The sequence below is a fragment of the Streptomyces sp. NPDC048349 genome, from assembly GCF_040651925.1.
Taxonomy (GTDB): Bacteria; Actinomycetota; Actinomycetes; order Streptomycetales; family Streptomycetaceae; genus Streptomyces.
In genome coordinates this window covers 37,411-63,487 of the sequence record NZ_JBEZLA010000036.1, presented here as the reverse complement: position 1 = coordinate 63,487, position 26,077 = coordinate 37,411, and the positions used below count along the sequence as shown (strand labels likewise).

Annotated in this window: 33 protein-coding genes; 23 read left to right on the top strand and 10 right to left on the bottom strand. The window is 70.1% G+C overall.

Annotated features, from left to right (window positions below; all coding sequences use genetic code 11):
* Nucleotides 1-37: 37 nt before the first annotated feature.
* Complete coding sequence (locus AB0D44_RS20595; protein WP_362592815.1) at nt 38-436, top strand: VOC family protein; 399 nt, start codon at nt 38-40, stop codon at nt 434-436.
* Between the two features lie 28 nt (nt 437-464).
* Here the strand turns inward: AB0D44_RS20595 and AB0D44_RS20590 are convergent, their stop codons facing one another.
* A complete protein-coding gene (locus AB0D44_RS20590) occupies nt 465-1,073 on the bottom strand; it encodes a hypothetical protein (RefSeq protein WP_362592813.1) in 609 nt (202 codons plus the stop codon).
* A 133-nt stretch (nt 1,074-1,206) separates the two neighbouring features.
* On the opposite strand from AB0D44_RS20590, the gene hemL reads away from it, so the two are divergent.
* The 8 genes from hemL (at nt 1,207) to AB0D44_RS20550 (ending at nt 9,428) form a co-directional block, all read left to right on the top strand.
* Nucleotides 1,207-2,529, top strand: a complete 1,323-nt coding sequence (gene hemL / locus AB0D44_RS20585) for a glutamate-1-semialdehyde 2,1-aminomutase (RefSeq protein WP_362592810.1) — start codon at nt 1,207-1,209, stop codon at nt 2,527-2,529.
* Entirely contained in the window at nt 2,526-3,206 is a 681-nt protein-coding gene (locus AB0D44_RS20580) for a histidine phosphatase family protein (protein WP_362592808.1), read from the top strand. Before hemL ends, AB0D44_RS20580 begins: the two co-directional genes overlap by 4 nt.
* Before the next feature lie 199 nt (nt 3,207-3,405).
* Nucleotides 3,406-4,623: a hypothetical protein gene (locus AB0D44_RS20575; protein WP_362592806.1), complete on the top strand. Its 1,218-nt coding sequence runs from the start codon at nt 3,406-3,408 to the stop codon at nt 4,621-4,623.
* Nucleotides 4,624-4,698: 75 nt separating this feature from the next.
* Nucleotides 4,699-5,331, top strand: a complete 633-nt coding sequence (locus AB0D44_RS20570; RefSeq protein ID WP_362592804.1) for a TlpA disulfide reductase family protein — start codon at nt 4,699-4,701, stop codon at nt 5,329-5,331.
* A 10-nt stretch (nt 5,332-5,341) separates the two neighbouring features.
* On the top strand, nt 5,342-6,079 hold the full coding sequence (locus AB0D44_RS20565) for a cytochrome c biogenesis protein CcdA (RefSeq protein ID WP_362592802.1): 738 nt from the start codon (nt 5,342-5,344) through the stop codon (nt 6,077-6,079).
* A gap of 13 nt (nt 6,080-6,092) precedes the next feature.
* Nucleotides 6,093-7,823, top strand: a complete 1,731-nt coding sequence (locus AB0D44_RS20560) for a cytochrome c biogenesis protein ResB (protein WP_362592799.1) — start codon at nt 6,093-6,095, stop codon at nt 7,821-7,823.
* A complete protein-coding gene (gene ccsB, locus AB0D44_RS20555; RefSeq protein WP_362592796.1) occupies nt 7,820-8,902 on the top strand; it encodes a c-type cytochrome biogenesis protein CcsB in 1,083 nt (360 codons plus the stop codon). The genes AB0D44_RS20560 and ccsB overlap by 4 nt, the downstream gene beginning before the upstream one ends.
* A gap of 25 nt (nt 8,903-8,927) precedes the next feature.
* Nucleotides 8,928-9,428 (top strand): SRPBCC domain-containing protein, encoded by a 501-nt coding sequence (locus tag AB0D44_RS20550; protein WP_362592793.1) that lies wholly within the window; start codon nt 8,928-8,930, stop codon nt 9,426-9,428.
* Nucleotides 9,429-9,457: 29 nt separating this feature from the next.
* Here AB0D44_RS20550 and AB0D44_RS20545 read toward each other — a convergent pair whose 3' ends face one another.
* Nucleotides 9,458-9,763, bottom strand: coding sequence for a PLD nuclease N-terminal domain-containing protein (locus tag AB0D44_RS20545; protein ID WP_362592790.1), 306 nt, complete (start codon nt 9,761-9,763; stop codon nt 9,458-9,460).
* A gap of 90 nt (nt 9,764-9,853) precedes the next feature.
* Between AB0D44_RS20545 and AB0D44_RS20540 the strand changes: the two genes are divergently transcribed.
* From AB0D44_RS20540 to AB0D44_RS20525, 4 genes are read left to right on the top strand one after another with little or no spacing between them, the layout of a single operon-like run.
* Nucleotides 9,854-11,311: a menaquinone biosynthesis decarboxylase gene (locus tag AB0D44_RS20540; protein ID WP_362592788.1), complete on the top strand. Its 1,458-nt coding sequence runs from the start codon at nt 9,854-9,856 to the stop codon at nt 11,309-11,311.
* Nucleotides 11,308-11,775 (top strand): hypothetical protein, encoded by a 468-nt coding sequence (locus AB0D44_RS20535; protein WP_362592786.1) that lies wholly within the window; start codon nt 11,308-11,310, stop codon nt 11,773-11,775. Before AB0D44_RS20540 ends, AB0D44_RS20535 begins: the two co-directional genes overlap by 4 nt.
* The gene (gene mqnP, locus AB0D44_RS20530) at nt 11,772-12,695 is read left to right on the top strand and encodes a menaquinone biosynthesis prenyltransferase MqnP (protein WP_362592784.1); all 924 of its coding nucleotides are present in this window, start codon (nt 11,772-11,774) and stop codon (nt 12,693-12,695) included. Before AB0D44_RS20535 ends, mqnP begins: the two co-directional genes overlap by 4 nt.
* A 26-nt stretch (nt 12,696-12,721) precedes the next feature.
* Nucleotides 12,722-13,306 carry a Uma2 family endonuclease gene (locus tag AB0D44_RS20525; protein WP_362592781.1) on the top strand — a complete coding sequence of 195 codons (585 nt, stop codon included), beginning with the start codon at nt 12,722-12,724 and terminating at the stop codon, nt 13,304-13,306.
* Here AB0D44_RS20525 and AB0D44_RS20520 read toward each other — a convergent pair.
* Nucleotides 13,299-13,919, bottom strand: a complete 621-nt coding sequence (locus tag AB0D44_RS20520) for a rhomboid family intramembrane serine protease (RefSeq protein WP_362592779.1) — start codon at nt 13,917-13,919, stop codon at nt 13,299-13,301. The genes AB0D44_RS20525 and AB0D44_RS20520 overlap by 8 nt on opposite strands.
* Nucleotides 13,920-14,004: 85 nt before the next feature.
* Between AB0D44_RS20520 and AB0D44_RS20515 the strand changes: the two genes are divergently transcribed.
* The gene (locus AB0D44_RS20515) at nt 14,005-14,676 is read left to right on the top strand and encodes a UbiX family flavin prenyltransferase (RefSeq protein WP_362592776.1); all 672 of its coding nucleotides are present in this window, start codon (nt 14,005-14,007) and stop codon (nt 14,674-14,676) included.
* On the opposite strand, the gene AB0D44_RS20510 is transcribed toward AB0D44_RS20515, so the two are convergent.
* Complete coding sequence (locus AB0D44_RS20510) at nt 14,673-14,807, bottom strand: hypothetical protein (RefSeq protein WP_362592773.1); 135 nt, start codon at nt 14,805-14,807, stop codon at nt 14,673-14,675. The genes AB0D44_RS20515 and AB0D44_RS20510 overlap by 4 nt on opposite strands.
* A gap of 121 nt (nt 14,808-14,928) precedes the next feature.
* Between AB0D44_RS20510 and AB0D44_RS20505 the strand changes: the two genes are divergently transcribed.
* The 5 genes from AB0D44_RS20505 (at nt 14,929) to AB0D44_RS20485 (ending at nt 19,350) form a co-directional block, all read left to right on the top strand.
* Nucleotides 14,929-15,384 (top strand): Lrp/AsnC family transcriptional regulator, encoded by a 456-nt coding sequence (locus tag AB0D44_RS20505; RefSeq protein ID WP_362592770.1) that lies wholly within the window; start codon nt 14,929-14,931, stop codon nt 15,382-15,384.
* Nucleotides 15,385-15,437: 53 nt separating this feature from the next.
* Nucleotides 15,438-16,601: an aminofutalosine synthase MqnE gene (gene mqnE / locus AB0D44_RS20500; RefSeq protein ID WP_362592767.1), complete on the top strand. Its 1,164-nt coding sequence runs from the start codon at nt 15,438-15,440 to the stop codon at nt 16,599-16,601.
* Nucleotides 16,602-16,687: 86 nt separating this feature from the next.
* On the top strand, nt 16,688-17,212 hold the full coding sequence (locus AB0D44_RS20495) for a GNAT family N-acetyltransferase (RefSeq protein ID WP_362592764.1): 525 nt from the start codon (nt 16,688-16,690) through the stop codon (nt 17,210-17,212).
* A gap of 111 nt (nt 17,213-17,323) precedes the next feature.
* Complete coding sequence (locus tag AB0D44_RS20490; protein WP_362592761.1) at nt 17,324-17,635, top strand: DUF4229 domain-containing protein; 312 nt, start codon at nt 17,324-17,326, stop codon at nt 17,633-17,635.
* A gap of 374 nt (nt 17,636-18,009) precedes the next feature.
* On the top strand, nt 18,010-19,350 hold the full coding sequence (locus AB0D44_RS20485; RefSeq protein WP_362592759.1) for a dicarboxylate/amino acid:cation symporter: 1,341 nt from the start codon (nt 18,010-18,012) through the stop codon (nt 19,348-19,350).
* A gap of 58 nt (nt 19,351-19,408) precedes the next feature.
* Here the strand turns inward: AB0D44_RS20485 and AB0D44_RS20480 are convergent, their stop codons facing one another.
* The 4 genes from AB0D44_RS20480 to AB0D44_RS20465 all read right to left on the bottom strand — a co-directional run bounded on the left by AB0D44_RS20480 (nt 19,409) and on the right by AB0D44_RS20465 (nt 21,693).
* A complete protein-coding gene (locus AB0D44_RS20480; protein ID WP_362592756.1) occupies nt 19,409-19,753 on the bottom strand; it encodes a hypothetical protein in 345 nt (114 codons plus the stop codon).
* A 100-nt stretch (nt 19,754-19,853) separates the two neighbouring features.
* Nucleotides 19,854-20,867, bottom strand: coding sequence for a hypothetical protein (locus tag AB0D44_RS20475; protein WP_362592753.1), 1,014 nt, complete (start codon nt 20,865-20,867; stop codon nt 19,854-19,856).
* Nucleotides 20,868-20,917: 50 nt separating this feature from the next.
* Nucleotides 20,918-21,247 (bottom strand): hypothetical protein, encoded by a 330-nt coding sequence (locus AB0D44_RS20470; protein ID WP_362592751.1) that lies wholly within the window; start codon nt 21,245-21,247, stop codon nt 20,918-20,920.
* Nucleotides 21,244-21,693: a hypothetical protein gene (locus AB0D44_RS20465; protein WP_362592748.1), complete on the bottom strand. Its 450-nt coding sequence runs from the start codon at nt 21,691-21,693 to the stop codon at nt 21,244-21,246. The genes AB0D44_RS20470 and AB0D44_RS20465 overlap by 4 nt, the downstream gene beginning before the upstream one ends.
* A gap of 177 nt (nt 21,694-21,870) precedes the next feature.
* On the opposite strand from AB0D44_RS20465, the gene AB0D44_RS20460 reads away from it, so the two are divergent.
* A complete protein-coding gene (locus AB0D44_RS20460) occupies nt 21,871-22,485 on the top strand; it encodes a hypothetical protein (RefSeq protein WP_362592745.1) in 615 nt (204 codons plus the stop codon).
* A 23-nt stretch (nt 22,486-22,508) separates the two neighbouring features.
* On the opposite strand, the gene AB0D44_RS20455 is transcribed toward AB0D44_RS20460, so the two are convergent.
* Together AB0D44_RS20455 and AB0D44_RS20450 are read right to left on the bottom strand one after the other, a co-directional pair.
* The gene (locus AB0D44_RS20455) at nt 22,509-22,700 is read right to left on the bottom strand and encodes a DUF397 domain-containing protein (protein WP_362592742.1); all 192 of its coding nucleotides are present in this window, start codon (nt 22,698-22,700) and stop codon (nt 22,509-22,511) included.
* A complete protein-coding gene (locus AB0D44_RS20450; protein ID WP_362592740.1) occupies nt 22,697-23,554 on the bottom strand; it encodes a helix-turn-helix transcriptional regulator in 858 nt (285 codons plus the stop codon). The genes AB0D44_RS20455 and AB0D44_RS20450 overlap by 4 nt, the downstream gene beginning before the upstream one ends.
* A gap of 156 nt (nt 23,555-23,710) precedes the next feature.
* Here AB0D44_RS20450 and AB0D44_RS20445 point away from each other — a divergent pair, with 156 nt between their 5' ends.
* The 3 genes from AB0D44_RS20445 to AB0D44_RS20435 all read left to right on the top strand — a co-directional run bounded on the left by AB0D44_RS20445 (nt 23,711) and on the right by AB0D44_RS20435 (nt 25,962).
* Entirely contained in the window at nt 23,711-24,118 is a 408-nt protein-coding gene (locus tag AB0D44_RS20445) for an ATP-binding protein (RefSeq protein ID WP_362592737.1), read from the top strand.
* 215 nt (nt 24,119-24,333) lie between these two features.
* Nucleotides 24,334-25,311, top strand: coding sequence for a helix-turn-helix domain-containing protein (locus AB0D44_RS20440; RefSeq protein ID WP_362592734.1), 978 nt, complete (start codon nt 24,334-24,336; stop codon nt 25,309-25,311).
* Between the two features lie 135 nt (nt 25,312-25,446).
* Nucleotides 25,447-25,962: a DUF6232 family protein gene (locus tag AB0D44_RS20435; protein WP_362592731.1), complete on the top strand. Its 516-nt coding sequence runs from the start codon at nt 25,447-25,449 to the stop codon at nt 25,960-25,962.
* The last annotated feature ends 115 nt before the right edge of the window (nt 25,963-26,077 follow it).

The following is a 26,077-nucleotide window of genomic DNA, read 5'->3' as shown; positions in this document are numbered from 1 at the left end:
AGGGAGGCGACCGACCCACCCCGAGGAGGTGGCGTCCATGCCGGAGACCCTGGGAATCGGGCACCTGATGCTGTCGGTGAGCGATGTGAAACGCAGCGCCGAGTTCTACAACCAGCTGCTGGACACGCAGACGGTCGTCGACGTGGAGGACGAAGTCGGCCCGTTCATGGCCGTCGCCTCCCCCGCCTTCGTGCTCGGCTTCCGCACGCACCGGACGACCAGCCGCGCGGACGTCTTCGACCCGGCCCGGGTCGGACTCGACCACTGCGCGTTCCACGTCGCGGACCGCGCCGCTCTGGAGGCCTGGGAGGCCAGGCTGGACGAGCAGGGCATCGCGCACTCGGGCATCGTGGAGGACCCGGGCGGGCTCCACCTCAACTTCAGGGACCCGGACGACATCGCCCTGGAGTTCTACCGCCCCGCCGCCGCGGGCTGACCCGTGCGGTCAGGGCCGGACCAGACGCTCAGGGCCAGACCAGGCAGTACGGCTGGTGGCCCGCCTCGTGGAGGCGGTGGGAGAAGTCCTGCCATTCGTGGAGCAGCTGGTAGACGTTGAACGCGTCGCGCGGGCCGCCGCGGTCCGGGACCGTGGACCAGATGAACGCGGCCGCGCCGACCGACTCCTCGCCGATGCCGCGGAGCGGGTCGACGACGGTCATGGGGAGCTTGACCACCGCGTAGTCGGGGTGGAGGACGACCAGCTCCAGCGGCGGCACCTGGTGCAGGGGTATGCCCTCGATGCCGGTCAGGACCATCGCGGCCACCGTCTCCGGCTTGATCTTGGTGAACAGGCCGCCCATGCCGAGTTCGTCGCCGCCGAGCTCCTCGGGGCGCATCGTGACCGGGACGCGGGCGGCCGTGGCGCCGTCGGGGGCGCCGAAGTACTTGTACGTCACGCCCATGCCGCGACCCCTGGGCAGCTCGTCCGGCTCCTGCAGGGGACCCGGGACCGCGTCGGCGGCCTCGGTGGAGCGGCGGCGGTGCTTGCCCCGGCGGCGGGCTTCGCGGGCCTCGCGGGCGCGCTGGGGGTCCAGGCCGTCCGTACCCTCGCCCGGTCCACCACCGCGTTGCATATCTCCACCCGACTGGTATTGCTTGCCCCGGCCCCGTGGCCCCCGCCACGCAGCCTGATCATCATGGCAGTGACCTCCCCCGCGGCGGCGCGGTGAAACGCCCGTCCGCAAGTCTGTCGCGGCCTCTGAGACCATGGCTGGTGTGAGCTACCCGTACCCGTATGAAGCCCCAGTTTCGCAGACGCTCTTCGAGCGCGCCTCCCTCGTGACCCCCGGCGGCGTGAACTCTCCGGTGCGCGCCTTCCGAGCCGTGGGCGGTACGCCCCGGTTCATGGTGTCCGGCACCGGTCCGTACCTCACCGATGCCGACGGTCGCGAGTACGTCGACCTCGTGTGCTCGTGGGGACCGATGATCCTCGGCCACTCCCACCCCGAGGTGATCGAGGCCGTCCAGGCGGCCGTCGCCCGCGGCACCTCCTTCGGCACGCCCGGCGAGGGCGAGGTGGCGCTCGCCGAGGAGATCGTCGCCCGGATCGACCCCGTCGAGCAGGTGCGGCTGGTGTCGTCGGGGACCGAGGCGACCATGTCGGCGATCCGCCTCGCGCGCGGTTTCACCGGTCGGGCCAAGGTCGTGAAGTTCGCCGGCTGCTACCACGGTCACGTGGACGCGCTGCTGGCCGCCGCCGGTTCCGGGCTCGCGACCTTCGCGCTGCCGGACACCCCCGGTGTGACGGGCGCGCAGGCGGGCGACACGATCGTGCTGCCCTACAACGACCTCGAGGCGGTCCGGGCGGCGTTCGCCGCGCACCCCGGCGAGATCGCCTGCGTGATCACCGAGGCCGCGCCCGGCAACATGGGCGTGGTGACCCCGGCCGAGGGCTTCAACCAGGGGCTCGCCGACCTCTGCAGGGAGAACGGCGCCCTGTACATCTCCGACGAGGTCATGACCGGTTTCCGTACCTCCCGCGCCGGCTGGTACGGGGTCGACGGGGTCAAGCCGGACCTGATGACCTTCGGCAAGGTCATGGGCGGCGGCTTCCCGGCCGCGGCCTTCGGCGGCCGGGCGGACGTGATGGGCCACCTCGCCCCTGCCGGACCCGTCTACCAGGCCGGCACCCTGTCCGGGAACCCGATCGCCACCGCCGCCGGCCTCGCGCAGCTGCGCCTGCTGGACGCGGCCGCGTACGCCAAGGTCGACGCGGTCTCGCAGGAGATCCAGGGCCTGGTCGGCGCGGCGCTGAGCAAGGAGGGCGTGGCGCACCGGCTGCAGACCGCGTCCAACATGTTCTCCGTCTTCTTCACCGAGGACGAGGTCAGGAACTACGACGACGCGAAGAAGCAGGAAAGCTTCCGCTTCAACGGGTTCTTCCACTCGATGCTGGCGCAGGGCGTCTACCTGCCCCCGTCCGCCTTCGAGTCCTGGTTCGTGTCCACCGCCCACGACGAGCGGGCGGTCGAGCGGATCGCGGCCGCCCTGCCGGCCGCCGCCCGTGCCGCCGCGGAGGCCACCGCATGAGCAGCAGCGAGATCACGGTCGTCCACCTGGTACGGCACGGCGAGGTGCACAACCCGGACGGGGTCCTCTACGGGCGCCGCGAGGGCTACCACCTGTCGGAGCTGGGCCGGAAGATGGCCGACCGGGTCGCCGAGCACCTGGAGGGCCGGGACATCGCCTACGTGGTGTCCTCCCCGCTGGAGCGGGCGCAGGAGACGGCGGCGCCGATCGCCAAGAGCCACGGGCTGGAGCTGGCCACCGACCGGCGACTGCTGGAGGCGGAGAACGTCTTCGAGGGCAAGACCTTCGGCGTCGGCGACGGCGCGCTGCGCAAGCCCGGCAACTGGAAGCACCTGACGAACCCGTTCAAGCCCTCCTGGGGCGAGCCGTACGTCGAGCAGGTGGTCCGGATGACGAGCGCGCTGGAGGCCGCGCGGGACGCGGCCCGCGGCCACGAGGCGGTGGCGGTCAGCCACCAGCTGCCGATCTGGATCGTGCGCAGCTTCGCGGAGAAGCGCCGGCTGTGGCACGACCCGCGCCGCCGCCAGTGCACGCTCGCCTCGATGACGTCCTTCACCTACCAGGGCGACCAGCTGGTGTCGGTGGGCTACAGCGAGCCGGCCCGGGACCTCGTGCCGGCGCACCTGCTGGCCGGGGCCAAGCCGGTGAAGGGGAAGTCGAAGGCCTTCGGCGCCTGATCCACAGCCTGTGGACGCGTGGCGCGGTCCTCCACGGCCGGCGCGGGTCTGGTGATCCACATTCTGTGACGATCCGTTACAGCTTTGCCTAAATAAATACAAGAAGCGCGGGAATCACCGTGTCAGCGCACAAGCTCAGGCTAATTGTCCGTTTATATGACGGAACGTAAGCCTTGGCGTCTGACGACGGGACGGTGACATGCGCGACTTCAGTCGAAGGGGAGTGCTCGGGCTGGGACTGGGCGCCGCGGCCGCGGGCATCGCGGGCTGCGGCGTCGGAGGATCCGGTCCGGGCAAACCCGGCCCGCTGGCCACCGCGCCCTCCGGTTCGGGGCCGGCCAAGCCGATCGGTGACGGGTCCACCGCCGACACCGGCCCGCAGCCGCACCAGCCCGACAAGCCCGTGCCCCTCCAGCCGGGCGAGACCCCGCCGCAGTTCGTCGTGTTCAGCTGGGACGGCGCCGGAGAGATCGGCAACGGCCTCTTCCCGCGCTTCCTCAAGCTCGCCAAGGACCACGGCGCGGCCATGACCTTCTTCCTCTCCGGCATCTACCTCCTGCCCGAGTCCAAGAAGAGCCTCTACCGGCCGCCGAACAACCCCGCCGGGGCCTCGGACATCGGCTACCTCAGGGACGAGAACGTCCGCGCCACCCTCGCCTGCGTCCGCCAGGCCTGGCTCGACGGACACGAGATAGGCACCCACTTCAACGGCCACTTCTGCGGCGGCTCCGGCTCGGTCGGCAGGTGGACCCCGGACGACTGGCGCAGCGAGATCGACCAGGCCGTGTCCTTCGTCACCAACTGGCGCACGAACACCGGCTTCACCGACGTCGAACCCCTGCCGTTCGACTACCGCAAGGAACTGGCCGGCGCCCGCACCCCGTGTCTGCTCGGCCAGGACAACCTGCTGCCCACCGCCCGGGAGCTCGGCTGGCGCTACGACTCCAGCTCGCCCGGCGGGCTGCAGGTCTGGCCGGTGAAGAAGGCGGGCGTGTGGGACCTGCCGCTGCAGTCCCTGCCCTTCCCGGGGCACTCCTTCGAGGTGCTGTCGATGGACTACAACATCCTCGCCAACCAGTCGAAGAACACCACCAGGGGCGTCCCCGCCCACTACCCGGGCTGGCGCGCCCAGGCCACCGCCACCTACCTCGGCGGATTCCGGCGGGCCTACGAGACCAACCGCGCGCCGCTGTTCATCGGCAACCACTTCGAGGAGTGGAACGGCGGCATCTACATGGACGCCGTCGAGGAAGCCCTCAAGGGCATGGCGGACAAAAGGGATGTACGGCTCGTATCCTTCCGGCAGTTCACCGACTGGCTGGACGTCCAGGACCCCGGCGTGCTCGCCAAGCTGCGCGCGCTCGGCCCCGGCCAGTCGCCCGCCGTCGGCTGGGCCTCGTACCTCGCCGCCGCCTGACCGGGCTGACCAGCACCTTCACGGCCCCTCGGGGGGTGCGGTAGATCCGCATATCGCCCATGCGAAACTTTTCACATGAGCCTTAGCCGCGCCCCCCGACGCCGCTCGACCGGCGGCCGCGCCCTCCTGCTGACCGCGGTGACCGTCGCGGGCGCCCTCACCCTGACGGCGTGCACCGGTTCGGACGGCGGCGGCAAGCCCACCGGCAGCTCCGGCGGCAACTACGTCACGGGCACCAACGGCATCTCCCGCGTCGACCAGGGGGAGCGCACCGAGGCCCCCAGGCTCGACGGCGCGAGCGTCGACGGCAAGGCCCTCGACACCACCGCCCTCAAGGGCAAGGTCGTCGTCCTCAACGTGTGGGGCTCCTGGTGCCCGCCGTGCCGCCAGGAGGCCCCCTACTTCGCGAAGGTCTCCAAGGAGCTCGCCGACGCCGGCCAGGACGTGGCCTTCGTCGGCATCAACACCCGCGACAACAGCAAGCAGAACGCGGCGTCCTTCGAGGCGGACTACGGGATCACCTACCCGAGCTTCTACGACCCCGACGGGAAGCTGATGCTGCGCTTCCCCAAGGGCACGCTCAACCCGCAGGCCATCCCCTCGACGATCGTCCTCGACAAGCAGGGCAGGATCGCCGCCCGCGCCCTGGTCGCGATCGACGACGAGACCCTGCGCTCGATGATCGACCCGATCCTCGCGGAGAAGTGAGCGGTCCGGCGTGAACACGACGGTCCTCAACGGCGCCCTGCTGCTCGCCCTGCCCATCTCGGTCCTCGCCGGCCTGGTCTCCTTCTTCTCGCCCTGCGTCCTCCCGCTCGTCCCCGGCTACCTCTCCTACGTGACCGGCGTCAGCGGCGCCGACCTCGCCGAGGCCCGGCGCGGCCGGATGCTGGCGGGCGCGAGCCTGTTCATCGCGGGGTTCACCGCCGTCTTCGTCTCCACCGGAGCCCTCTTCGGCTACTTCGGCGAGAGCCTCCAGGAGAACAAGGAGATCATCTCCCGGGTCCTGGGCGGCCTGGTGATCGTCATGGGGCTCTTCTTCATGGGGGCGATCCCGGGTCTGACGATGCGGGAGTTCCGCTTCCACAAGAAGCCGACGGCCGGCCTCGTCGGAGCGCCCCTGCTGGGCGTGCTCTTCGGCGTCGGCTGGACCCCCTGCATGGGCCCGACCCTCGCCGCCGTCAACACCCTGTCCATCGACCAGGCGAGCGCGGGCCGCGGGGCCCTGCTGACCGTCGCCTACTGCCTCGGCCTCGGCCTGCCGTTCATCCTCGCCGCGATCGCCTTCCGCAAGGCGCTCGGCGCATTCGGCTGGGTGAAGAAGCACTATGCGTGGGTGATGCGCATCGGCGGCGGCATGCTGATCCTCACCGGCCTGCTGCTCGTCACAGGAATGTGGGACAGCATCGTCAGCGACATGCAGAGCTGGACCCAAGGCTTCACGGTGGGGATCTGAGGACTACACGGACATGAGTACGACAGACAACGCGTCCACCGAGGCGCCGCACGAGCCGGCCGAGCCCGCCGCGGCGGACCCCGCCGAGGCCGCGGCCGGCTCCCAGCTCTCCACCGCCCCGCTCGAGGACGGCGGTCCCGTCGGCATCGGCGTGATCGGCTGGGCTCGCTGGACCTGGCGCCAGCTCACCTCCATGCGGGTGGCGCTGATCCTGCTCTTCCTGCTCTCCCTCGGCGCGATCCCCGGCTCGCTCATCCCGCAGAACTCCGTCGACCTGATGAAGGTCGAGCAGTGGAAGGACACCCACGCCTCCTGGGTGACCGTCGCCGAGAAGCTCCAGCTCTTCGACGTCTACACGTCGTTCTGGTTCTCCGCGATCTACATCCTGCTGTTCGTCTCGCTCATCGGCTGCATCCTGCCCCGCTCCTGGCAGTTCGTCGGCCAGCTCCGGGGCCGCCCCCCGGCCGCCCCCCGCCGGCTCGACCGGCTCCCCGCCCACACCACCTGGCGCACCGAGAAGTCCCCCGAGGAGGTCCTCGCCCACGCGAAGGCCCTGCTCGGCGCGCGCCGCTTCCGCACCGAGACCGGCCCGGGCCACGTCGCCGCGGAGAAGGGCTACCTGCGCGAGGCCGGGAACCTGGTCTTCCACGTCGCGCTCATCGTGATGCTCGTGGCCTTCGCCTGGGGCAAGCTCTTCATGTCCGAGGGCGGCAAGCTCGTCCTGCGCGGCGGCGGCTTCTCCAACACGCTCACCCAGTACGACGACTTCAAGTCGGGCAGCATGTTCGACCCCGACGACCTGCCGCCCTTCAGCTTCACCCTGGACAAGTTCGACGCCACCTTCGAGGAGAGCGGCCCGCAGAAGGGCACCCCGCGCGACTTCAAGGCGTACGTCACCTACAGCGAGGGCGCCCACGGCGCACCCAAGAAGGCCGAGATCGAGGTCAACAAGCCCCTCGAGATCGACGGCTCCAAGGTCTACCTGCTCGGCCACGGGTACGCGCCGGTCATCTCGGTGACCGACCCCACCGGCAAGGTGATCTACAAGGACGCCGTGCCGATGCTGCCGCAGGACGCGAACCTCACCTCGGCCGGCGCCATCAAGGTCACCGACGGCTACCGGAACAAGAACGGCGACAAGGAGCAGCTCGGCTTCTCCGCCCAGTTCGTGCCGACGTTCGCGGGCAAGGGCAAGGGCACGATGCTCTCCCAGTTCCCGGCCGCCAACTTCCCCGTCATCGCCCTGAACGCCTACCACGGCAGCCTCGGCGTGGACTCGGGCCTGCCGCAGAACGTGTACCAGCTGAACACGACCAAGATGCAGCAGTTCACCAAGGAGAACGGCGACCCGCTCGCCAAGATGCTGCTGCCCGGCGAGTCGATGGAGCTGCCGGACGGGGCGGGCAGCGTGAAGTTCGAGAGCATCGAGCGCTGGGCCACCTTCTCCGTCACCCACCAGCCCGGCAGCGGCCTCGCCCTGGCGGGCGCGATCGCCGCGATCGCGGGCCTGGCCGGATCGCTGTTCATCCAGCGCCGCCGGATCTGGGTCCGCGCGGCGAGCGGCGCGGACGGTGTCACCGTCGTCGAGATGGCGGGCCTCGGCCGCAGCGAGTCCGCCAGGCTCCCGGAGGAACTGGCCGGGCTCGCCGCCACGCTGCACGAGCAGGCGCCGACCGCGACGCCCGCCGGCCCCGCCGATTCCTCGAAACCTGTCGAAGAAACCCCCGAAGGAGAGCGCGGATGACCCCGCTCGCTGCCGCAGCCAACGAGAACCTGGCTCAGATCAGCAATTACCTGGTCTATTCGTCGATGGCGGTCTACATGCTCGCCTTCTTCGCGCACATCGCCGAGTGGACCTTCGGCAGCCGCAGCAAGGTGGCCCGTACGGCCGCCGCGCTGACCCCTGCCGCGGGCGCCGCCGCCCCCGCCGTGCACGTCCGGGGCAAGGGGGGCAGTACGGCCGTCCTCGACAAGCCGAAGATCGTCACCCGCTCCGCCGCGGGCACCCGTGACGTGCCCGACGGCCCGGGCGCGGCGGGCGGCACCGAGCAGGGCGACCTGTACGGGCGGATCGCGGTCTCGCTGACCGCCCTCGCCTTCGTCCTGGAGGCGGCGGGCGTCGTGTCCCGCGCGATGTCGGTGCAGCGGGCCCCCTGGGGCAACATGTACGAGTTCTCGATCACCTTCTCCACGGTGGCCGTCGGCGCGTACCTGGTGCTGCTCGCGCTGAAGAAGAACGTCCGCTGGCTCGGCCTGATCCTGGTGACCACCGTCCTGCTGGACCTCGGCATCGCCGTCACCTGGCTCTACACCGAGAGCGACCAGCTGGTCCCGGCCCTGCACTCGTACTGGCTGTGGATCCACGTCTCCACCGCGATCTTCTGCGGCGCCGTGTTCTACATCGGCGCGGCCGGAGCGGTCCTCTACCTCTTCCGCGACTCCTACGAGGCCAAGCTCGCGGGCGGCGGCAAGCCGGGGAAGTTCGCCTCCTCGGTGCTGGAGCGGCTGCCCTCGGCGGCCTCGCTCGACAAGTTCTCGTACCGCATCAACGCGGCCGTCTTCCCGCTGTGGACCTTCACGATCATCGCGGGCGCGATCTGGGCGGGCGACGCCTGGGGCCGCTACTGGGGCTGGGACCCCAAGGAGGTCTGGTCCTTCGTGACCTGGGTGGCGTACGCCTGCTACCTGCACGCGCGGGCCACCGCGGGCTGGAAGGGCCGCAAGGCCGCCTACCTGGCGCTCTTCGCCTTCGCCTGCTGGATCTGGAACTACTACGGCGTGAACATCCTGCTCAGCGGCAAGCACTCGTACGCGGGCGTCTGACCGGCAGGAGTGGGACGCTGGTGTCATGCCTGCTGTGAGTCATGGCACCAGCGAGAGCCGCGGCGAGGACCGCTGGCGGATCCGGTTCGAACTCCACCTGCCGTACGCCTACGAAGCGCTGTGGCCGGCCCTGACCACGCCGGAGGGGTTGCGCGGCTGGCTGGCCGAGGCGCAGGTCCTGGAGCGCCGGCTCGGCGGGGCGGTCACGCTGCGCTGGCCGAACACCGGCACGGTGGCCACCGGCCGGGTCACGGCCTGGGACGTCGAACGGGTCGTGGAGTACACGCTGACCGTGCACGAGCGGATCCGCTTCCACCTGGAACCGGTCGGGACCGACTCGACGGTCATCCGCTTCGTGAACGAGCGGGGCGGACCCGACGGCGAGCGGCTGGACTGCCTGGCCGGCTGGCACGAGCACTTCGAGCTGCTGGAGTCCGCGCTCGAGGGACGGCCCGCGAACTGGGCCGCCTGGACCGACACCCACTGGGTCGCGCTGCGCGAGGACTACGCGTCCCTCTCCGGCTGAACGTGTTCCACAGCCGGCCGCGGCGCGGCTCAGTCCGAGCCCTTGTCCTTGTCCCGGCCCCTCTCCTGCTCCTCGCGCAGGTACTTGAGGAACTCCGGGTTGTCGTCGGGTGCGACCCACTGGGCCCGGCGCGGCGCCCGGCCGCCCCCGATCGCCGCCCGCTTCTTGCCCGCGAACAGCCACACCACCGGCCCGACGATCGAGAAGAGCAGGATGATGATCACCCAGACCACCTTGGGGAGGTGCTTGACCTCTTCCTCCGGCGTGTTCAGGCAGTCGATGAAGGCGTAGATGGTCAGCGCGATGATCAGCAGGAAGGGCAGATAGCGCAGCACGGTGTGGGACCGACTCCCGGGCAGTGACGGCGGGCCCGCACGGGGCCCCGGTGACCCTTCAAGGGTAGTTGGTGACGGATACTTGCCCCTATGGCTTACGACGATCTCCGCTCGCTGCTCCGGGCTCTGGAGCGGGAGGGCGACCTCAAGCGCATCAAGGCCGAAGTGGACCCCCATCTCGAGGTGGGGGAGATCGTCGACAGAGTGAACAAGGCCGGGGGCCCGGCCCTGCTCTTCGAGAACGTCAAGGGCTCGGCGATGCCGCTGGCCATGAACGTCTTCGGCACCGACCGCCGCCTGCTGAAGGCGCTCGGCCTGAAGTCGTACGGCGAGATCAGCGAGAAGATCGGCGGCCTGCTCAAGCCGGAGCTCCCGCAGGGCTTCGTCGGCGTCCGCGAGGCCTTCGGCAAGCTCGGCTCGATGGTGCACGTGCCGCCGAAGAAGGTGAAGGGCGACGCCGCGCCCGTCCAGGAGGTCGTCCTCACCGGCGACGACGTGGACCTCGACCGGCTCCCGGCCCTCTTCACCTGGCCCAAGGACGGCGGCTCCTTCTTCAACCTGGGCCTCACCCACACCAAGCACCCCGAGACGGGCGTGCGCAACCTCGGGCTCTACCGCCTCCAGCGCCACGACAAGCGCACCATCGGCATGCACTGGCAGATCCACAAGGACAGCCGCAACCACTACGCGGTCGCCGCCAAGCGCGGCGAGCGGCTGCCGGTCGCGATCGCCTTCGGCTGCCCGCCCGCGGTGACGTACGCGTCGACCGCGCCGCTGCCCGGCGACATCGACGAGTACCTCTTCGCCGGGTTCGTCGCCGGCAAGCGGATCGAGATGGTCGACTGCAAGACCGTGCCGCTCCAGGTCCCGGCGAACGCCGAGGTCGTCATCGAGGGCTGGCTGGAGCCCGGCGAGATGCTCCCGGAGGGCCCCTTCGGCGACCACACCGGCTTCTACACCCCGCAGGAGCCGTTCCCCGCGCTGAAGATCGACTGCGTGACCATGCGCAAGCGCCCCCTGCTGCAGTCGATCGTGGTGGGCCGCCCGCCGACCGAGGACGGCCCGCTGGGCCGCGCGACGGAACGCTTCTTCCTGCCGCTCCTCAAGATCATCGTGCCGGACATCGTGGACTACCACCTGCCCGAGTCGGGCGGCTTCCACAACTGCGCGATCGTCTCGATCGACAAGAAGTACCCCAAGCACGCGCAGAAGGTCATGCACGCCATCTGGGGCGCGCACATGATGTCGCTGACCAAGCTGATCATCGTGGTGGACGCCGACTGCGACGTCCACGACCTGCACGAGGTGTCCTGGCGGGCCCTCGGCAACACGGACTACTCCCGCGACCTGACCGTGGTCGAGGGGCCGGTGGACCACCTGGACCACGCCTCGTACCAGCAGTTCTGGGGCGGCAAGGCGGGCATCGACGCCACCAAGAAGCTCCCCGAGGAGGGCTACACCCGCGACGGCGGCTGGCCCGACATGGTCGAGTCCGACCCGGCGACGGCCGCACTCGTGGACCGGCGCTGGAAGGAGTACGGACTGTGAGCCCGATCGCAGTGGAGGGCCCGGAGCTCTACCTCGGCACCGGGTCGGCGTACGTGGCCCTGGCGCGTCCGGAGATCGACCCGACCCAGCCCGGGGTGCTCATCGCCGCCGAGGAGGCGGGCGTGAGCCCCGAGGAGTTCGCGGGACCCGGCGACACCTGGGCCGTGATGTTCGACGACGCGGACGACGAGGGCGGCGGCTTCGAACTGCCCGGCGCGCGGGACGTCGAGGCGGACGCCTTCGCGGAACAGCTCCAGCGCGCCCTGGCGGCCGGTGAGCCGTTCACCGTCGAGGCCGGGAACTTCCTGCGCCTCGACGGCCGCCCCTCCGGCGGGGCCTGGGTGGTCACCGCCCACGTCGCCCCGCCGGAAGACGCCGCCGCGGCGCAGACCCTGGAGCTCGGCGCGCTCCCGGCGCCGGAGCTGCTGGCCGACCTCGAAACGTTCCGCAGGAGCCTCGCATGATGACCACCGCCGACGGAGTGGTCGGGCCCGGGCCCGCACCCGAGGCCACCAACAAGATCAGGGCGTTCCTGCGGCTGGTGATGATCGAGCACTCGGTCTTCGCGCTGCCCTTCGCCTACATCGCCGCGCTCACCGCCATGTTCCGGCTCGACCGCAGCGTGCACTGGGGCACGCTGCTGCTGGTCACCGTCTGCATGGTGGGCCTGCGGACCTTCGCCATGGCCGCCAACCGGATCATCGACCGCGAGATCGACGCCCGCAACCCCCGTACGGCGGGCCGCGAGCTGGTCACCGGAGCGGTCTCGGTGCGGTCGGCGTGGACCGGTGCGGGGATCGCGCTCGTCGTCTTCCTCGGCTCGGCGGCGCTGCTGAACCCGCTCTGCTTCGCGCTGGCCCCCGTCGCGGTGATACCGATGGTGGTGTACCCGTACGGCAAGCGGTTCACGAACTTCCCGCACGCCATCCTGGGCCTGGCCCAGGCCATAGGGCCCATCGGAGCCTGGCTGGCCGTCACCGGCGAGTGGTCCTGGGACGCGGTCATCCTCGGCCTCGCGGTGGGCGTGTGGATCGGCGGCTTCGACCTGATCTTCGGCAGCCAGGACGTCGCCGCGGACCGCGCGGAGGGCGTCAAGTCCGTCCCGGCCCGCTTCGGCGTCCCGGCCGCCCTGTGGGGGGCCCGCGGCGCGCACGCCGTGACCACCGCCCTGCTGGTCTGGTTCGCCCTCGCCACGGACGCGGGGACGTTCTTCTGGGCCGGCCTGCTGATCGTCGTCTGCGCCTTCTTCTACGAGCACAGCATCGTGAAGCCGCACGACCTCTCCCGGCTGAACCGCGCCTTCTTCACGGTCAACGGGTTCATCGGGATTGCCCTGTTCGTGTGTGCCTTGCTCGATCTCGTGGTTCGGGGTCTGACCCTGTAGCCACCGTGCGGCCTACCATCGAGTGCATGGACAGGGAGGCCGACGTGACCGTCTCGGAGAGCGACCGCCTGCACTCGCAGCTCAGCCGGTTCGAGGACATGTTCCCGGGCTACCGGATGGAGATGGTCGAGGGCGCCATCGTGATGAGTCCCCTGAAGCCACACCACAACGCGACCATATGGGAGCTGTGGAGTGCGCTGAAGCCTCAGCTGCAGGGCGAGTGGGGCTTCCTCAGCGACGTCGCGATCCCCTTCGACGGAGACAACGAATTCTGTCCCGATCTGGCCGTGATTCCGAAGGCGGAGGCCGACAAGAACCTCGGCGCCTACCCGCCGGACCTGATCGAGCTCGCCATCGAGGTCGTCTCCCCGAGCACCGTCCACAACGACTACGAGGTCAAGGATCGCGCCTACGCCCGCCACGGGATCCCGAACTACCTGATCTTCGACCCGTACAAGGCCCAGTGCACGACCCTGTGGAACCCGGGGCCGGACGGCTACCGGGGCCGGGACGTGATTCCGTACGGGGGGACGGTCGTCGTGGAGAGCGGCATCGGGAAGCTCTCCCTGGACACGTCCGTCCTGCCCGTCGACCCCTCGGCCGTCAGCTGAGCAGAGCCGGTGGACGGGGTGCCGGGCGGCGGAAGTACAGGGCCGTCACCACGCCCGCCGCGAGCCCGCAGAGGTGGCCCTGCCAGCTGACCTCTGTGTTCGTGGGCAGGATGCCGAGGAAGAAGGAGCCGCCCCAGATCGCGGCGATCACCACGCCCACCGCGATGCCGAGGGCCCGCCGTTCGACGAAGCCGCGGACCACGAGGTAGCCGAAGAGGCCGAAGATCAGGCCCGAGGCGCCCGCGGTCATCGTGTTCGGGGGCGCGATCAGCCAGATGCCGATCCCGTCGGCCAGGATGATCAGCGCGCTGACCGCGAGGAAGTGGCGTATCCCGCTGAGGGCCGCGACGAAGCCGAAGACCAGCAGCGGGACGCTGTTGGCCGCCACGTGCCCGAAGCCGAAGTGCAGGAACGGGGCGGTGAGGATGCCGCCGAGGCCGTCGGCGTCGCGCGGCAGGATCCCGTACCAGTCCAGCGCGTGCCCGGTGGCGAAATCGACCGCCTCGATCACCCACAGCAGGGCCACCCAGCCCAGCATCAGCTGGGCGGCGGCCTTCGCCCGGTCGCCCTGCGTCCAGGCCCCGTCGGTCGCCGGTCTCGTGGTCGTGTCCATCTTCCCCCCCGTGCCGTCCCACCCTCTGGAACGTGCGGCCACCTTAGCGAGTGCCCGCGCACGGTGGCCGGATAGTCTCGGAGGTATGACTGAGCGCAAGCGCACCCCGTGGGTGGTGGGGGTTTCCGGTGCCTCCGGGACGCCGTACGCGGCGGCGGTGCTCCGCGGGCTGCTCGCGGCGGGGGAGAGCGTCGACCTGGTGGTGAGCCGGGCCTCGCGGCTGACCCTGCTGGACGAGACCGGGATCGCCTTCCGCGACGCGCACTGGCGGCAGGACCTGGCGGAGTGGCTGGAGCGCGGCGCGGACGGCAAGCCCGCCTCCTTCGCCCGTCCGGAACTGGCCGACGTCCGCTACTGGGCTGCCGGGGACCTGGCGGCCGGCCCGAGCTCGGGCTCGTACCCCGTCAAGGGGATGCTGATCGTGCCGGCGTCCACGGCCTGCGTGGCGGGGGTGGCGCTCGGGCTGTCGAAGGACCTGCTCCAGCGCGTCGCGAGCGTGACGCTCAAGGAGCGGCGCCGACTGGTGGTCGCGGTGCGGGAGACCCCGCTGAACGGGCAGACGCTGAAGCACCTGGTGACGCTGGACGAGGCGGGCGCGGTCGTGCTGCCCGCCTCTCCGGCGTTCTACGCGGGTGCGACGCACATCCAGGATCTGGTGGATTTCGTCGCGGGGCGGGTGCTCGACGCGGCAGGGGTGCCGCACCGGCTGTACCGCCGTTGGGAGGGGGAGCTCGGTGGCGCCCGCCCCGGTGACTAGCGCTTCTTGGCGGTGCGCGGCCTGCGGGTCTTGTCGACGCGGTGCGCGGCGGACGGCTGGTCGGTGCGGGATCGGTTGGCCAGCTCCTGAAGCTGTCGCATGTGCGCGTAGGCCATCTCGATCGTGTACACGGTGAACCACTCCTGAAGATCGTCATTGATCTGTTGAAAGATTCACAGGGCGTTGACCCTGTGTGCCTTAGATTCTATACCTAGACTTGCAGGATCGCCGAATAATGGAAGGCTCCACGTAATGGACACGGTGGACAGGCAGCTCATCCAGGCACTTCGCGAGAACGGTCGTGCCTCGTACGCGGAGCTGGGCCGTCTCGTGGGCCTCTCCGGCCCCAGCGTCACCGACCGCATCAACCGGCTGGAGTCGGCAGGTGTCATCACCGGCTACCGCGCCACCGTGGACGCGGCCTCGCTCGGCCTCGGCGTGACCGCGCTGATCGGCATCTCCCTCTCCGACGCCGCGGACCACGAGGACGTGGCCCGGCGCCTGCGCGACCTCGCGGAGATCGAGGACTGCTGGTTCATCGCGGGTGACGACTCCTTCATGCTGAAGGTGCGCGCCAACGACGTGGACGGCCTGGAGAAGATCATCCGCAAGCTCTCCGGCACCAAGGGCGTCTCCCGCACGCGCACGACCATCGTGCTCTCCACGAAGTGGGAGAACCGGGTCGGGGAACTGCCCGAAGAGAGCTGAGAGTACGGTGGGGTCGGGTTGCAGGACAGGCATCTAGAGGAGGCGACCGCCTGATGGACGCTGGGCTCAAGCGCGAGCTGGAGGAGAAGGTCCGCTCCGGCGAGCGGCTGACCCGTGAGGACGGCATCGCCCTCTACGAGTCGGACGACCTGGCCTGGCTCGGGGGCCTCGCCCACGAGGTGCGCACGCGCAAGAACGGTGACGTCGTCCACTTCAACGTCAACCGCCACCTCAACATGACGAACGTGTGCACCGCCTCGTGCGCGTACTGCTCGTTCCAGCGCAAGCCGGGCGAGAAGGACGCGTACACGATGCGCATCGAGGAGGCCGTGCGCCTGGCCAAGGCCATGGAGAACGACAACCTCACCGAGCTGCACATCGTCAACGGCCTGCACCCGAACCTGCCGTGGCGCTACTACCCGCGCTCGCTGTCCGAGCTGAAGAAGGCGCTGCCGAACGTCTCGCTGAAGGCGTTCACGGCGACGGAGATCCACCACTTCGAGACCATCTCCGGCATGTCCGCCTCGGACATCCTGGACGAGCTGATCGAGGCCGGCCTGGAGTCGCTCACCGGCGGCGGCGCGGAGATCTTCGACTGGGAGGTCCGCCAGCACATCGTCGACCACCGCACCCACTGGGAGGACTGGTCGCGCATCCACCGGCTGGCGCACGCGAAGGGCCTGAAGACCCCGTCGACGATGCTGTACGGGCACATCGAGGAGCCGCGCCACCGCGTGGACCACGTGCTGCGGCTGCGCGAGCTCCAGGACGAGACCGGCGGCTTCCAGGTCTTCATCCCGCTGCGCTACCAGCACGACTTCGTGGACATGCAGGACGGCAAGGTCCGCAACAAGCTCCAGGCGCGCACGACGATGGCGACGGGCGCCGAGGCCCTGAAGACCTTCGCGGTCTCCCGCCTGCTCTTCGACAACGTGCCGCACGTCAAGGTGTTCTGGGTGATGCACGGTGTGCAGACCGCCCAGCTCGCGCTGCAGCACGGCGCGGACGACATGGACGGCTCGGTCGTCGAGTACAAGATCACGCATGACGCGGACAACTACGGCACCCCGAACAAGCTGGGCCGCGAGGACCTGCTCGAGCTGATCCGCGAGGCGGGCTTCCGCCCGGTCGAGCGCAACACGCGCTACGAGATCATCCGCGAGTACCCCGGCCCGGACGCCGGGCTGCGCGAGACGCCGCAGGCGATGCGCGTCTGACGTCCAGGCGAGTGGGAGCCCCGGTCCGCGGTGCGGACCGGGGTTTCTTCGTTGCCGGCGGCGAAGGTAATGGATAATCTTCATTCGTGACCCTTACTTTCACTGTGGATCCGGTCATCGATCCCGCCCTGCGCGAGGGCGTCCTGTCGCTGTGGGCCGACGTCTCCAACGCCGGCGGCGCCGTGGGCTTCGTCCCCCCGGTCACCGCCGACGACATCCGCCCGGCGCTCATCAAGCAGCTCGCCGCCGTCGCCGACGGGGGCAGCCGGCTCCTCGTCGGGCACGACGGGGCGGGCGAGGTCGCCGCGGCCGCGTTCCTGACCCGCAACACGCACCGGCTCCAGCTGCACTGGGTGTGGGCGTACACGGTCATGGTCCACCCGCGCCACCAGGGCAAGGGGTACGGCCGCGACCTGATGGACGCGGTGGCCGGGGCGGCCCGCTCCCTCGAGGGCATCGAGGCGATCCGCCTCGGCTGCCGCGGCGGCATGGGCCTGGAGCGCTTCTACGAGGCCTGCGGCTACAAGGAGGTCGGGCGCGTCCCCGACGCCATCCGCGTCGCCCCCGGGGACGACCGCGACGACATCACGATGCTGTTGCCGCTGTACTGAGGCGCCGCGGAGCCGCCCGGGCGACGACCCCAGGGGACGGGGGCGGGGGACCGGCGTGCTTCACTGGACGGGCACGTGCCGCCGTACGAAGACCAGAAAGAAGGGGTCACCGTGTCCCTCAAGCCGAGCGCGACGATCCGCTACACCGCGATGCGTCTGGGCATCTTCGTCGGATGCCTCGTCCTCGTCGCCGTCCTGGTCCGCCTCGGCTGGGTGCCCGCCGGGCTCGGGGACGCCAACTTCGCCTGGGTCGTGCTGCTGGCGCTCGTCCTGTCCGCACCGCTGTCCTTCGTGCTGCTGCGCAAGCAGCGCGACGAAATGTCCGCGCAGATCTCCGGCCGGGTCGCGGGCGCGAAGCAGAAGCTCGCCGCGAACCGCAGCCAGGAGGACGCGGCCGACGACGCCGTGCGCGTGAACTCGTAGGGGCACCGGGGCCGCACCGCCCCCACGTCGGCTTCCTCACACACGGACCGCCCCGGCGCCGGGTCAACCGCCCGCAGCGCCGGGGCGGTCGTGTTTCCCCGTCTCAAAGAACCCCTTTGAGATTCTCAAAGGGGAAGTGTTAGCGTGTTCAACATGTTGACCACAGCTGCGCACCCGACGACCGTGAGCGTCCCGCTCGTGGCGCGCCTGGACGTCGACCTCTGCCGCCGCGCGACCGCGGCCTGTTGCTGTTGATCCGCCTCGTGCGCTGAATCGATACAGCAGCGGTCCCGGCCGGCCGTCTTCTGGCTGCCGCCGCACCGCACCACCCCCTTCCCCGCAGTCCCCCTGTCTTCGTGCGTCATTCCAGGAGCGTGTCCGTGTCCGCGTCGCCCCAGGCCCAGGCTCCCGCCAAGGCCTCGTTCAAGTTCCCGTTCTGGGCCCAGATCATCGCCGGTCTGGTCCTGGGCGTCCTGCTCGGCTGGATCGCCCGCAGCCAGGACGTCAGTTGGCTCGGCACCACCCTCGAGAAGACCGGCGACATCTTCGTCCAGCTGCTGAAGCTGGCCATCGCCCCGCTCGTCTTCTTCGCGATCCTGGTGTCCATCACCAACCTGCGGAAGGTCAACAACGCCGCGCGGCTCGCCTCGCGCACCCTGCTCTGGTTCATGATCACTTCGCTGATCGCGGTCGGCATAGGCATCGCCATCGGCCTGCTGACCGACCCGGGCGCGGGCACCGGCCTCACCGCGGCCGACGGCAAGGAGCCGAAGAAGACCGGCTCCTGGATCGACTTCCTGACCGGGATCGTGCCGACGGACATCGTCACGCCGTTCACCGAGCTGAAGGTCCTTCAGATCGTCTTCCTGGCCGTCGTGGCCGGTATCGCCGCGCTCCAGCTCGGCGGCAAGGCGAAGCCGGTCCTCGACCTCGCCGAGTCCGTGCTCGAACTGCTCCAGAAGGCCCTGTGGTGGGTCATCCGCCTCGCCCCCATCGGCACCGTCGGCCTGATCGGCACCGCGATCGCCACGTACGGCTGGGATCTCATCGGCAAGTACGCGACCTTCACCGCCGACATCTACATCGGCTGCGCCCTGGTGATGTTCGGCGTGTACCCGCTGCTGCTCGCCACGGTCGCCAAGGTCAGCCCCCTGCAGTTCTTCAAGGGCGCCTGGCCGGCCATCCAGCTCGCCTTCGTCTCCCGCTCCTCGGTCGGCACCATGCCGGTCACCCAGAAGGTCACCGAGCGCCTCGGCGTCCCGAAGGAGTACGCCTCCTTCGCCGTCCCGTTCGGCGCCACCACGAAGATGGACGGCTGCGCCGCGATCTACCCGGCGCTCGCCGCGATCTTCATCGCGCAGATCTTCGACGTGCAGCTGGGCATCAAGGAGTACCTGCTCATCGTCTTCGTCTCGGTCATCGGCTCTGCGGCGACGGCCGGTCTGACCGGCGCCACGGTCATGCTGACGCTGACCCTGTCCACGCTGGGCCTGCCGCTCGCGGGCGTCGGCCTGCTGATGGCGATCGACCCGATCCTGGACATGATCCGCACCGCCACCAACGTGGCCGGCCAGGCCCTGGTCCCGGTCATCGTCTCCGCCCGCGAGGGGATCCTGGACAAGGAGGCCTACGCCTCCGCCTCGGCCTCCCCGCTGGACGAGCCCGCCCCGGCGGCCCCGGCCACGAAGGCGGACCCGGTCCCCGTGGCCGCCTGAGCCGCCCCGCACCCGCCGCAGCCCCCCGCCCCCGTCCGGGCGGGGGGCTGCGGCGCATCTACCCCAGGGTCTCCCCGCGGATGACGGCGATCAGCCCGAGGACGAGCGGCGGGGCCAACCACCACGGGCCCATGGTCCGGCGCACGCTCGGGATGAGGGTGATGAGCAGGCCCAGCACGCTCAGGGACACGGAGACGAAGCACATCGCGCCGACGTTCTCGTACCCCTGGTGGTCCCAGTCGGCCCGGGGGCCGGCGAACACGGCCGCGGCCACGGCACCGGCGTTGAGGAGGTGGATGACCGCGAGCGGAACACCCAGCACCCACCGCAGACATCCCCGGTCCTCGGGCAGGTCGACGTTCTCGCGGGGCAGTCTCAGCCGGGCGTCGCGGTACCAGCCCACGTGATCACCCCCAGGACGACCGGCGGGGCGGGCCGACGCAGGCCCGTGGCCCGACGCAGGCCCGTGGCCCGACGCAGGCCCGTGGCCCGACGCAGGTCTGTCATCGCATCGCATCCTTCGCTTGCCCCAGGTTCCCGACGAACCGGTCACCGTATCCCTGGGCCTTGGGGAGGTCCCAGTACGGTCCTCCGTTGTACCTGGCGGCGATCTCGCGCATCTGGGCCTCCGTCATCTGATCGGCCGGGACGCCGGCGAGACCGCTCTCCGCCTTGATCTGGGCCAGGAAGCCGGCGGCTATGAACGCATTCTGCTGGGGGTCCTGGAGCGCCTCTTCCACCAGGGTCCGCTGGTGGTCGGTGAGGTGCGCCGGATCGTAGCCGAGCACTTCGGCACCGCGCCGGAGCTGAATGGCGATCGGCCCGTACGAGGTCTCGTCCAGCTTTCCGCCGAGCCGCCACGGAAGGTTCTCCGGGGAGACCGGGCTCAGACCCCATGGCGCGGCGGCCTGTTCACGCAGTGTTCCGGTCACGTCGTCCACGAACCCGGGCTGCCAGCCTCCGATCTCCTGCCAGGCCACGCCGGCGACGAGCTCTTCCGGCAGCCCCGCGTGCTTGGCCGCCGCCCGGATGAGCTCCTTGTTCTGGGAGATCCAATCCGCGTGCATGCCGTCCGTGACGAGAGGGATCCAGTAGTTGTCAGCGGCTTCCGGCAGCCCCGCCACCCGCATCCGGATGTCGCGGAGCTGCGGGGAGACCGGGGTGTCCGGGCCGACCGGCCCGGTCATCTCGCGCTTCGGGCCGCTGCCCGGCAGGTGGGTCAGGGGGTTGGTGCGGGCCTCCGCCGCCTCGCGGCGGATGTCCGCCATCGCCGCGTACACGTCGACCCCGCCGCCGCCCTTCACGGTGAACTCGGGGAGCAGCTCGTACGCCTGCTTCAGCGCGTGCACGCAGGTGCTCCGGGCTTCCTGCTCGGCGGTCTTCGCCAGCCGGAAGTTCCCGCCCGCGTCGTCGTGGAGCCGGTTCGCCTCGTCCCGGATGTCGTCCACGTCCATCGTGAGCTCGGCGAGACCGTCGAGGAGTCCGGTCGTTGCCCGCATGTCCTCCCACTGGCGCATCGGCTCCGCCTCCTGCGCCGCGCGGGTGATCGCGGTGCCCTTGGTGCCGATCAGTGCGGCAAGGGCCCGCTCGGAGCGCTTGCCGTTGCCGTAGTGGGTCTTGGCGGTGCCCAGGGCGCGTAGGCGTGCAGGGCACTGGCCGCCTTGTCGTAGGCCTCGGCCATGTGGGTCACCAACTGGCGGGCCTCGGCGAGGCGCGAGGTGTACGTGTGGCTGCCGTCGCTCTGCCACTGCGTACGGGTCTCCGCCCGCCGGGCGGGCTCCTCGACCTGGACGAGGAGGTCACGGAGCCGGCGGAACTCGGCGGCGTTTCGCTCGACGAGGGCCGGGTTGCACTCCTCCAGGAACTCGACGTCCTTGCGATGGCTCAACCCGCTCACTTGGACTCCGGCTTCACGTACCGGCCCGACTCGAGGACCCGGTCGAGGAAGGCGCGGCCGGTGGCGTCGTCCACCCGGGCGAAGCTGGTGCCGGTGGTCTTCAGGCGGGTGGCGAGGGCGGCGAACAGGCTGATCGTGTCCTTGAACTGGTCGTCGGCGAAGCGGGCGAAGCGGAGGGCTTCCTTCGAGACGTCCTCGTGCGCGCGGGGCGCGCGGGCCATGGTGCTCGCGTCGCCGTCGGGGCGGCCCTCGTGCAACAGCGCGGCGATCTCGATGAGGAGGTTGGCGTTGCCGTTGATGGACCCGGCCCCGGCGAGCAGGCTGCCGGCGGCGCTGCTGCCGCCGCCCGCCTCGGGTGCCACCTGGTTGAGCCGCATGGCGGGTGTCTGCGACTGCCCGGCGAGTGCGCTGGCCTTGTGCTGAGCCCATTCAGCGTCGAACGACATGTATCCCCTGGGGAGTTGGCTGCCGGACATGGCTGGAATCCGATGGTCATGTCCATGTTATGCAGACGTGAAAGGTGATCACGCGGTTCCGCAACCGGTCGACAGCGTCGCCCTATAGTCACCCAGGATGATCAACTCGCCTTGCATGGAGGACCGGTGACGGTACGAGAAATACGTATGGCCACGCAGATGATCGGGCGGCGGAACGCGCTCCGGTACCTGGCGATCGGGGTCGGCGCCTCGCTGGTCGCGGCGTGCGGAGGCAAGGGCAAGGGCGCCCCGTCCGTGACCGCCTCCGAGGGCGGGGGCGGTTCGTCCGGCGCTCCGACCCCGACCGTGGCGCCGGCCTCCTCGGGTCCGATCGCCCGCGCCTTCGACGCGTTCATCGGCGGCACCTGGAAGCTGGAGTCGACCACGCCCGGCAACAAGACGGTCCGCGGCACGGCCACCGTGACGGCCCCGCCCGGGGGTAACGGCGGCTTCACCATCGTCTGGGACGCCGACGGCACCTCGGTCACGTGGGACGGACAGTGGATGCTGCGCGGCGGCCACCTGAGCTACCAGGTGTTCGAGGGCGGCAAGGAGCTCAAGAAGCTGAGCGGCGGCGAGGCCCTCACCGTCCCGGCGACGGTCGAGGACACCGTCTCACTCGCCCTGCCCTGGCAGCCGCCGGGGTCGCACGGCATGGTCGACGGCCAGCAGCTGAACGTGACCTACAAGAACAACGTCCTGCGGATCGTCCACAACGACGGCCACAACAGCGAGTCGGTGCACGTCTGCACGCGCGCCTGACGGTCGCCGTTCGACGTTCGTCGTCAGACGCCGGACGCGTGGGCCACGAACCCGGCCCATGCGTGCGGGCCGATGGTGAGGTGGGGGAGATGAGTGTCCTTGGAGTCCCGGACCAGGACGGCGGTGGGGGTGGCGGCCACCTCGACGCAGGAGTCGCCTTCGCTGCCGCTGCTATAGCTGCTCTTGAACCAGTTGAGCTTGGGATTGTTGATCATGTCTCTCCCAGCAGTCCCTTGATGAACTCTCGCGACTCCCGTGGCGTGAGAGCCTCAGCCCGGATGATGCCATAGCGCAGGTCAAGGATCCGGAAGTGCTTCGGGTCGGACACCAGACGCCCGTTGAACGCTCCTTCGGAGCGTCCCACGCCCGTGCCGTCCCCGAACTTGAGGATCTCGATACCACCGTCCATACCGGCGTGAGCCTCGCAGGTATTCGGCATGACCTGGAGGGAGACGTTCCGCAACGCGCCTACCTCCAAGAGCCGTTCGAGCTGACGGCGCCACACCATTGTGCCTCCGATGGGACGGCTCAGTGCTGATGCTTCATGGACGAAGCTGATGGCGCAGGCGGGCTCCCGGTCGAAGATGACCCGGCGGGCCATCCGTGCGGCCGTGTATCGCTCCACCTCATCCTGTGAATAAGCGGGCTGACGCATCACGAAGAGGGCGCGCGCATGGTCCGGTGTCTGCAGCAGGCCGTGTACGGCGTGTGTGCTGTACACGCCGATCTCGACTGCCTTGGCCTCTATCTTTGCGAGATCCCGCACCTTCTTCGGGTAGCGGACCTGCTCCATGTCCGCCTTCATGGAGGCGATCTTGCCGCTTGCGCGCAGGACTTCGTCCGCCCTGTCCAGGTACTCGGGCCGGGGAATCCTCTTGCCCGCCTCGACCTTGCGGACCAGGTCCTCCCCGTAGCCGATGGCCGTTCCGAAGTCGGCGGGCCGCATGCGGGCGGCTTCCCGCCAGGCCTTGAGTTGGCGGCCGAGCGCGGCCAAGACCGCCACGCCCTGTTCGTCCTCCGGGTCGACGTCCCAGCCGGGCTCTTCCGTACCGTCACTGTCGACGCTCATGCGCACTCACCCTCCGACGCACCGAAATTCCTCAACGCTGTGTGCCCGTCACTCGGTCCGGACAGCCAGGACAGCACCGGACAAGCTCCGGACAAACGGCGGACGTACGGGCGGCGTCCCTTCTCACGGTACGCACGGACGGACACGCTGAGTGACGTGATTCCTCAACTCGTCGACTTTCACGTCCAGCTTTCCGCCACCCCGCGCGGGGCCCGGCTCGCCCGTCTGCTCGCGGTCGAACAACTGCGTGGTTGGGGGCTTCCGTTGTGCGATCCGGCGCAGATCGTGGCCGAGCTCGCCGCCAACGCGGTGACCCACGGCCGGGTCTCCGGGCGGGACTTCCGGCTGGCTCTCACCGTCAGTCCCGACACACTGCTCATCGAGGTGACGGACACCCGGGGTGACCGGATCCCGGAGATCCGCGAGGCGGGGCGCGGGCTCGTTCTGGTCGAGGCGCTCGCGGAACGTTGGGGTGTCAGGGAAGGGCCGGTTCCGTGCAAGGTGGTGTGGGCGGAGGTGTCGCTCGTCGCCGGGTCGCGGGGCGCCGCGACCCGGCGGGCTTAGACGCGTAAAGAGCCAAAGAACCGGGGGAAATGACCAACCAACCCAACTAAACCGGCCCCGCGTCGCTCGGTCGGGTGAATCGTGCCAACTCGGCTGGATTTGGGGCGGGTTGGCGGGCATATGCTCGCCCCGACAACCGCAGACATGAGACGGCCCCCGGCAGGACAGCGAATCCCGGCGGGGGCCTGACCAACTAGGAAGCCGAAACCTTCCCGATGGCTCTTCAGCACCTTAGCGCGCCCTCCCGCGCCGCGTCCCGAGTTCAGCCCGGTACCGCCCGATCCGGTGTCATCCACGTCAACACGCGGCACACGAGTCACTACACCGTGGTCGGCAACCACCTCCTCCAGCACCGCGACCTGTCGGCGACGGCGATCGGGATCGCGGCGTACATCCAGTCGCTGCCCGACGGCGCCCCGGTCGGCATCAAGGCGCTCGCCGGGCGGTTCCCGGAGGGCGAGATCCGGATCGGTTCCGCCCTGCGGGAGCTGGAGAGGCACGGCTACCTGGAGCGACGGCGCGAGCGGCTGGAGAGCGGGCGGATGGTGACCCGGACGTTCTCGTGCAACATGCCGGGGGCCGTCACCCCGGATGCGCCGTCGCCGACGACGACTCCTCCTCCGCCTCCGCCTCCTCCTCCGCCCGTGCCGGACCGGGGACCCCGACTGGTGCCGGGGCCGGGGCCCGGGCCGGGGCCGGAGTCGGAGCCGGTGCCGGTGCCGGGTCCGATGCCGCCGCCGGACGCGGGCGCAGATGCCGAACCCGCGCCCGAACCCGCGCCCGAACCCGGGCCGGAGCCCGTGGCGCGGAACCTGCACCCCGGCGCGGTGGCGCTGCTCGTCGGGCTGCGGCGGCTGGATCCGCGGCTGCTGCTGGCCGAGCGGGACGTGCGGCGGCTCGCGCCCGGCGTATCGGTCTGGCTGGAGCGCGGGGCAGACCCCCATGCCGTCGCGCAGGTACTGGCCGGGAACCTCCCCGAGCCCCTGCGCAGCCCCGCCGCCGTCCTCGCGTACCGCCTCACCGCGCTGGTGCCGCCGCCCCTGCCCCCGGCCCCCGCCCCGGCCCCGGCGCGGCCGGTCCGCCGCCCCGACCCGATCCAGACCTGCGACGGATGCGAACGCGGCTTCCGCGCAGCCGGTCCGGGCCTCTGCCGGGATTGTCGGGAAGCCGGGTCGCGAGCCCCCGCCGCATAAAACAGATCTCCCAGTCAAGCGGAATTGGTAATTGATCACCGATTAAGTTGAAGTTGTCCGATCTCTACGTGGGCGATCGAGCTCGTCCTACACTGCGTGCCGAGAACACCAAAAACCATGCAAGGGGGGCGAGATATGGCGCGTAGTCAATCAACCGTCGAAGTCCGGGTGCAGGAAGGCGTGCTGTGGGTCGACGGTGAGGCTTATCCGCTGCGCAACATCTCCCACGTCGGACAGCGGATTCTGGAGGTCGACAAGGGTGCGGCCTGGAGAAAGTTCATCGCCCGTGCCCTCGGCGCCCTCATCATCGGCGGCATCGTGGCCGCCGCCGCCGGTGAGCTCGGGGTGATCCTGCTGCTCGTCGTGCTGGGTCTGCTGATCTGGCAGCTCGTCACGGTGATCGGCAAACCGCCCCTGTACGGTCTGGTCCTCAACACCTCCGGCACCCAGCGCGACGCGGTGTGGTCCACGGAGCGCAGCGAGATCCAGGCCCTCGTCGTGGAGATCACCAAGGCGATCGGCCGCCCGGACACCGCACAGGTGGTCTACAACGTGCGGCACGCCGTCATGGGGGACCACATCGAGCAGTACGGGGCCGGGAGCATCGGCAGGGCGCAGCACAGCGGCTCCGGCAACATCGGGAGCCGATGATGACCGGTGACCAGTACACGCAGTACGGGGCCGGGAGCATCGGCAGGGCGCAGCACAGCGGCTCCGGCAACATCGGGAGCCGATGATGACCGGTGACCAGTACACGCAGTACGGG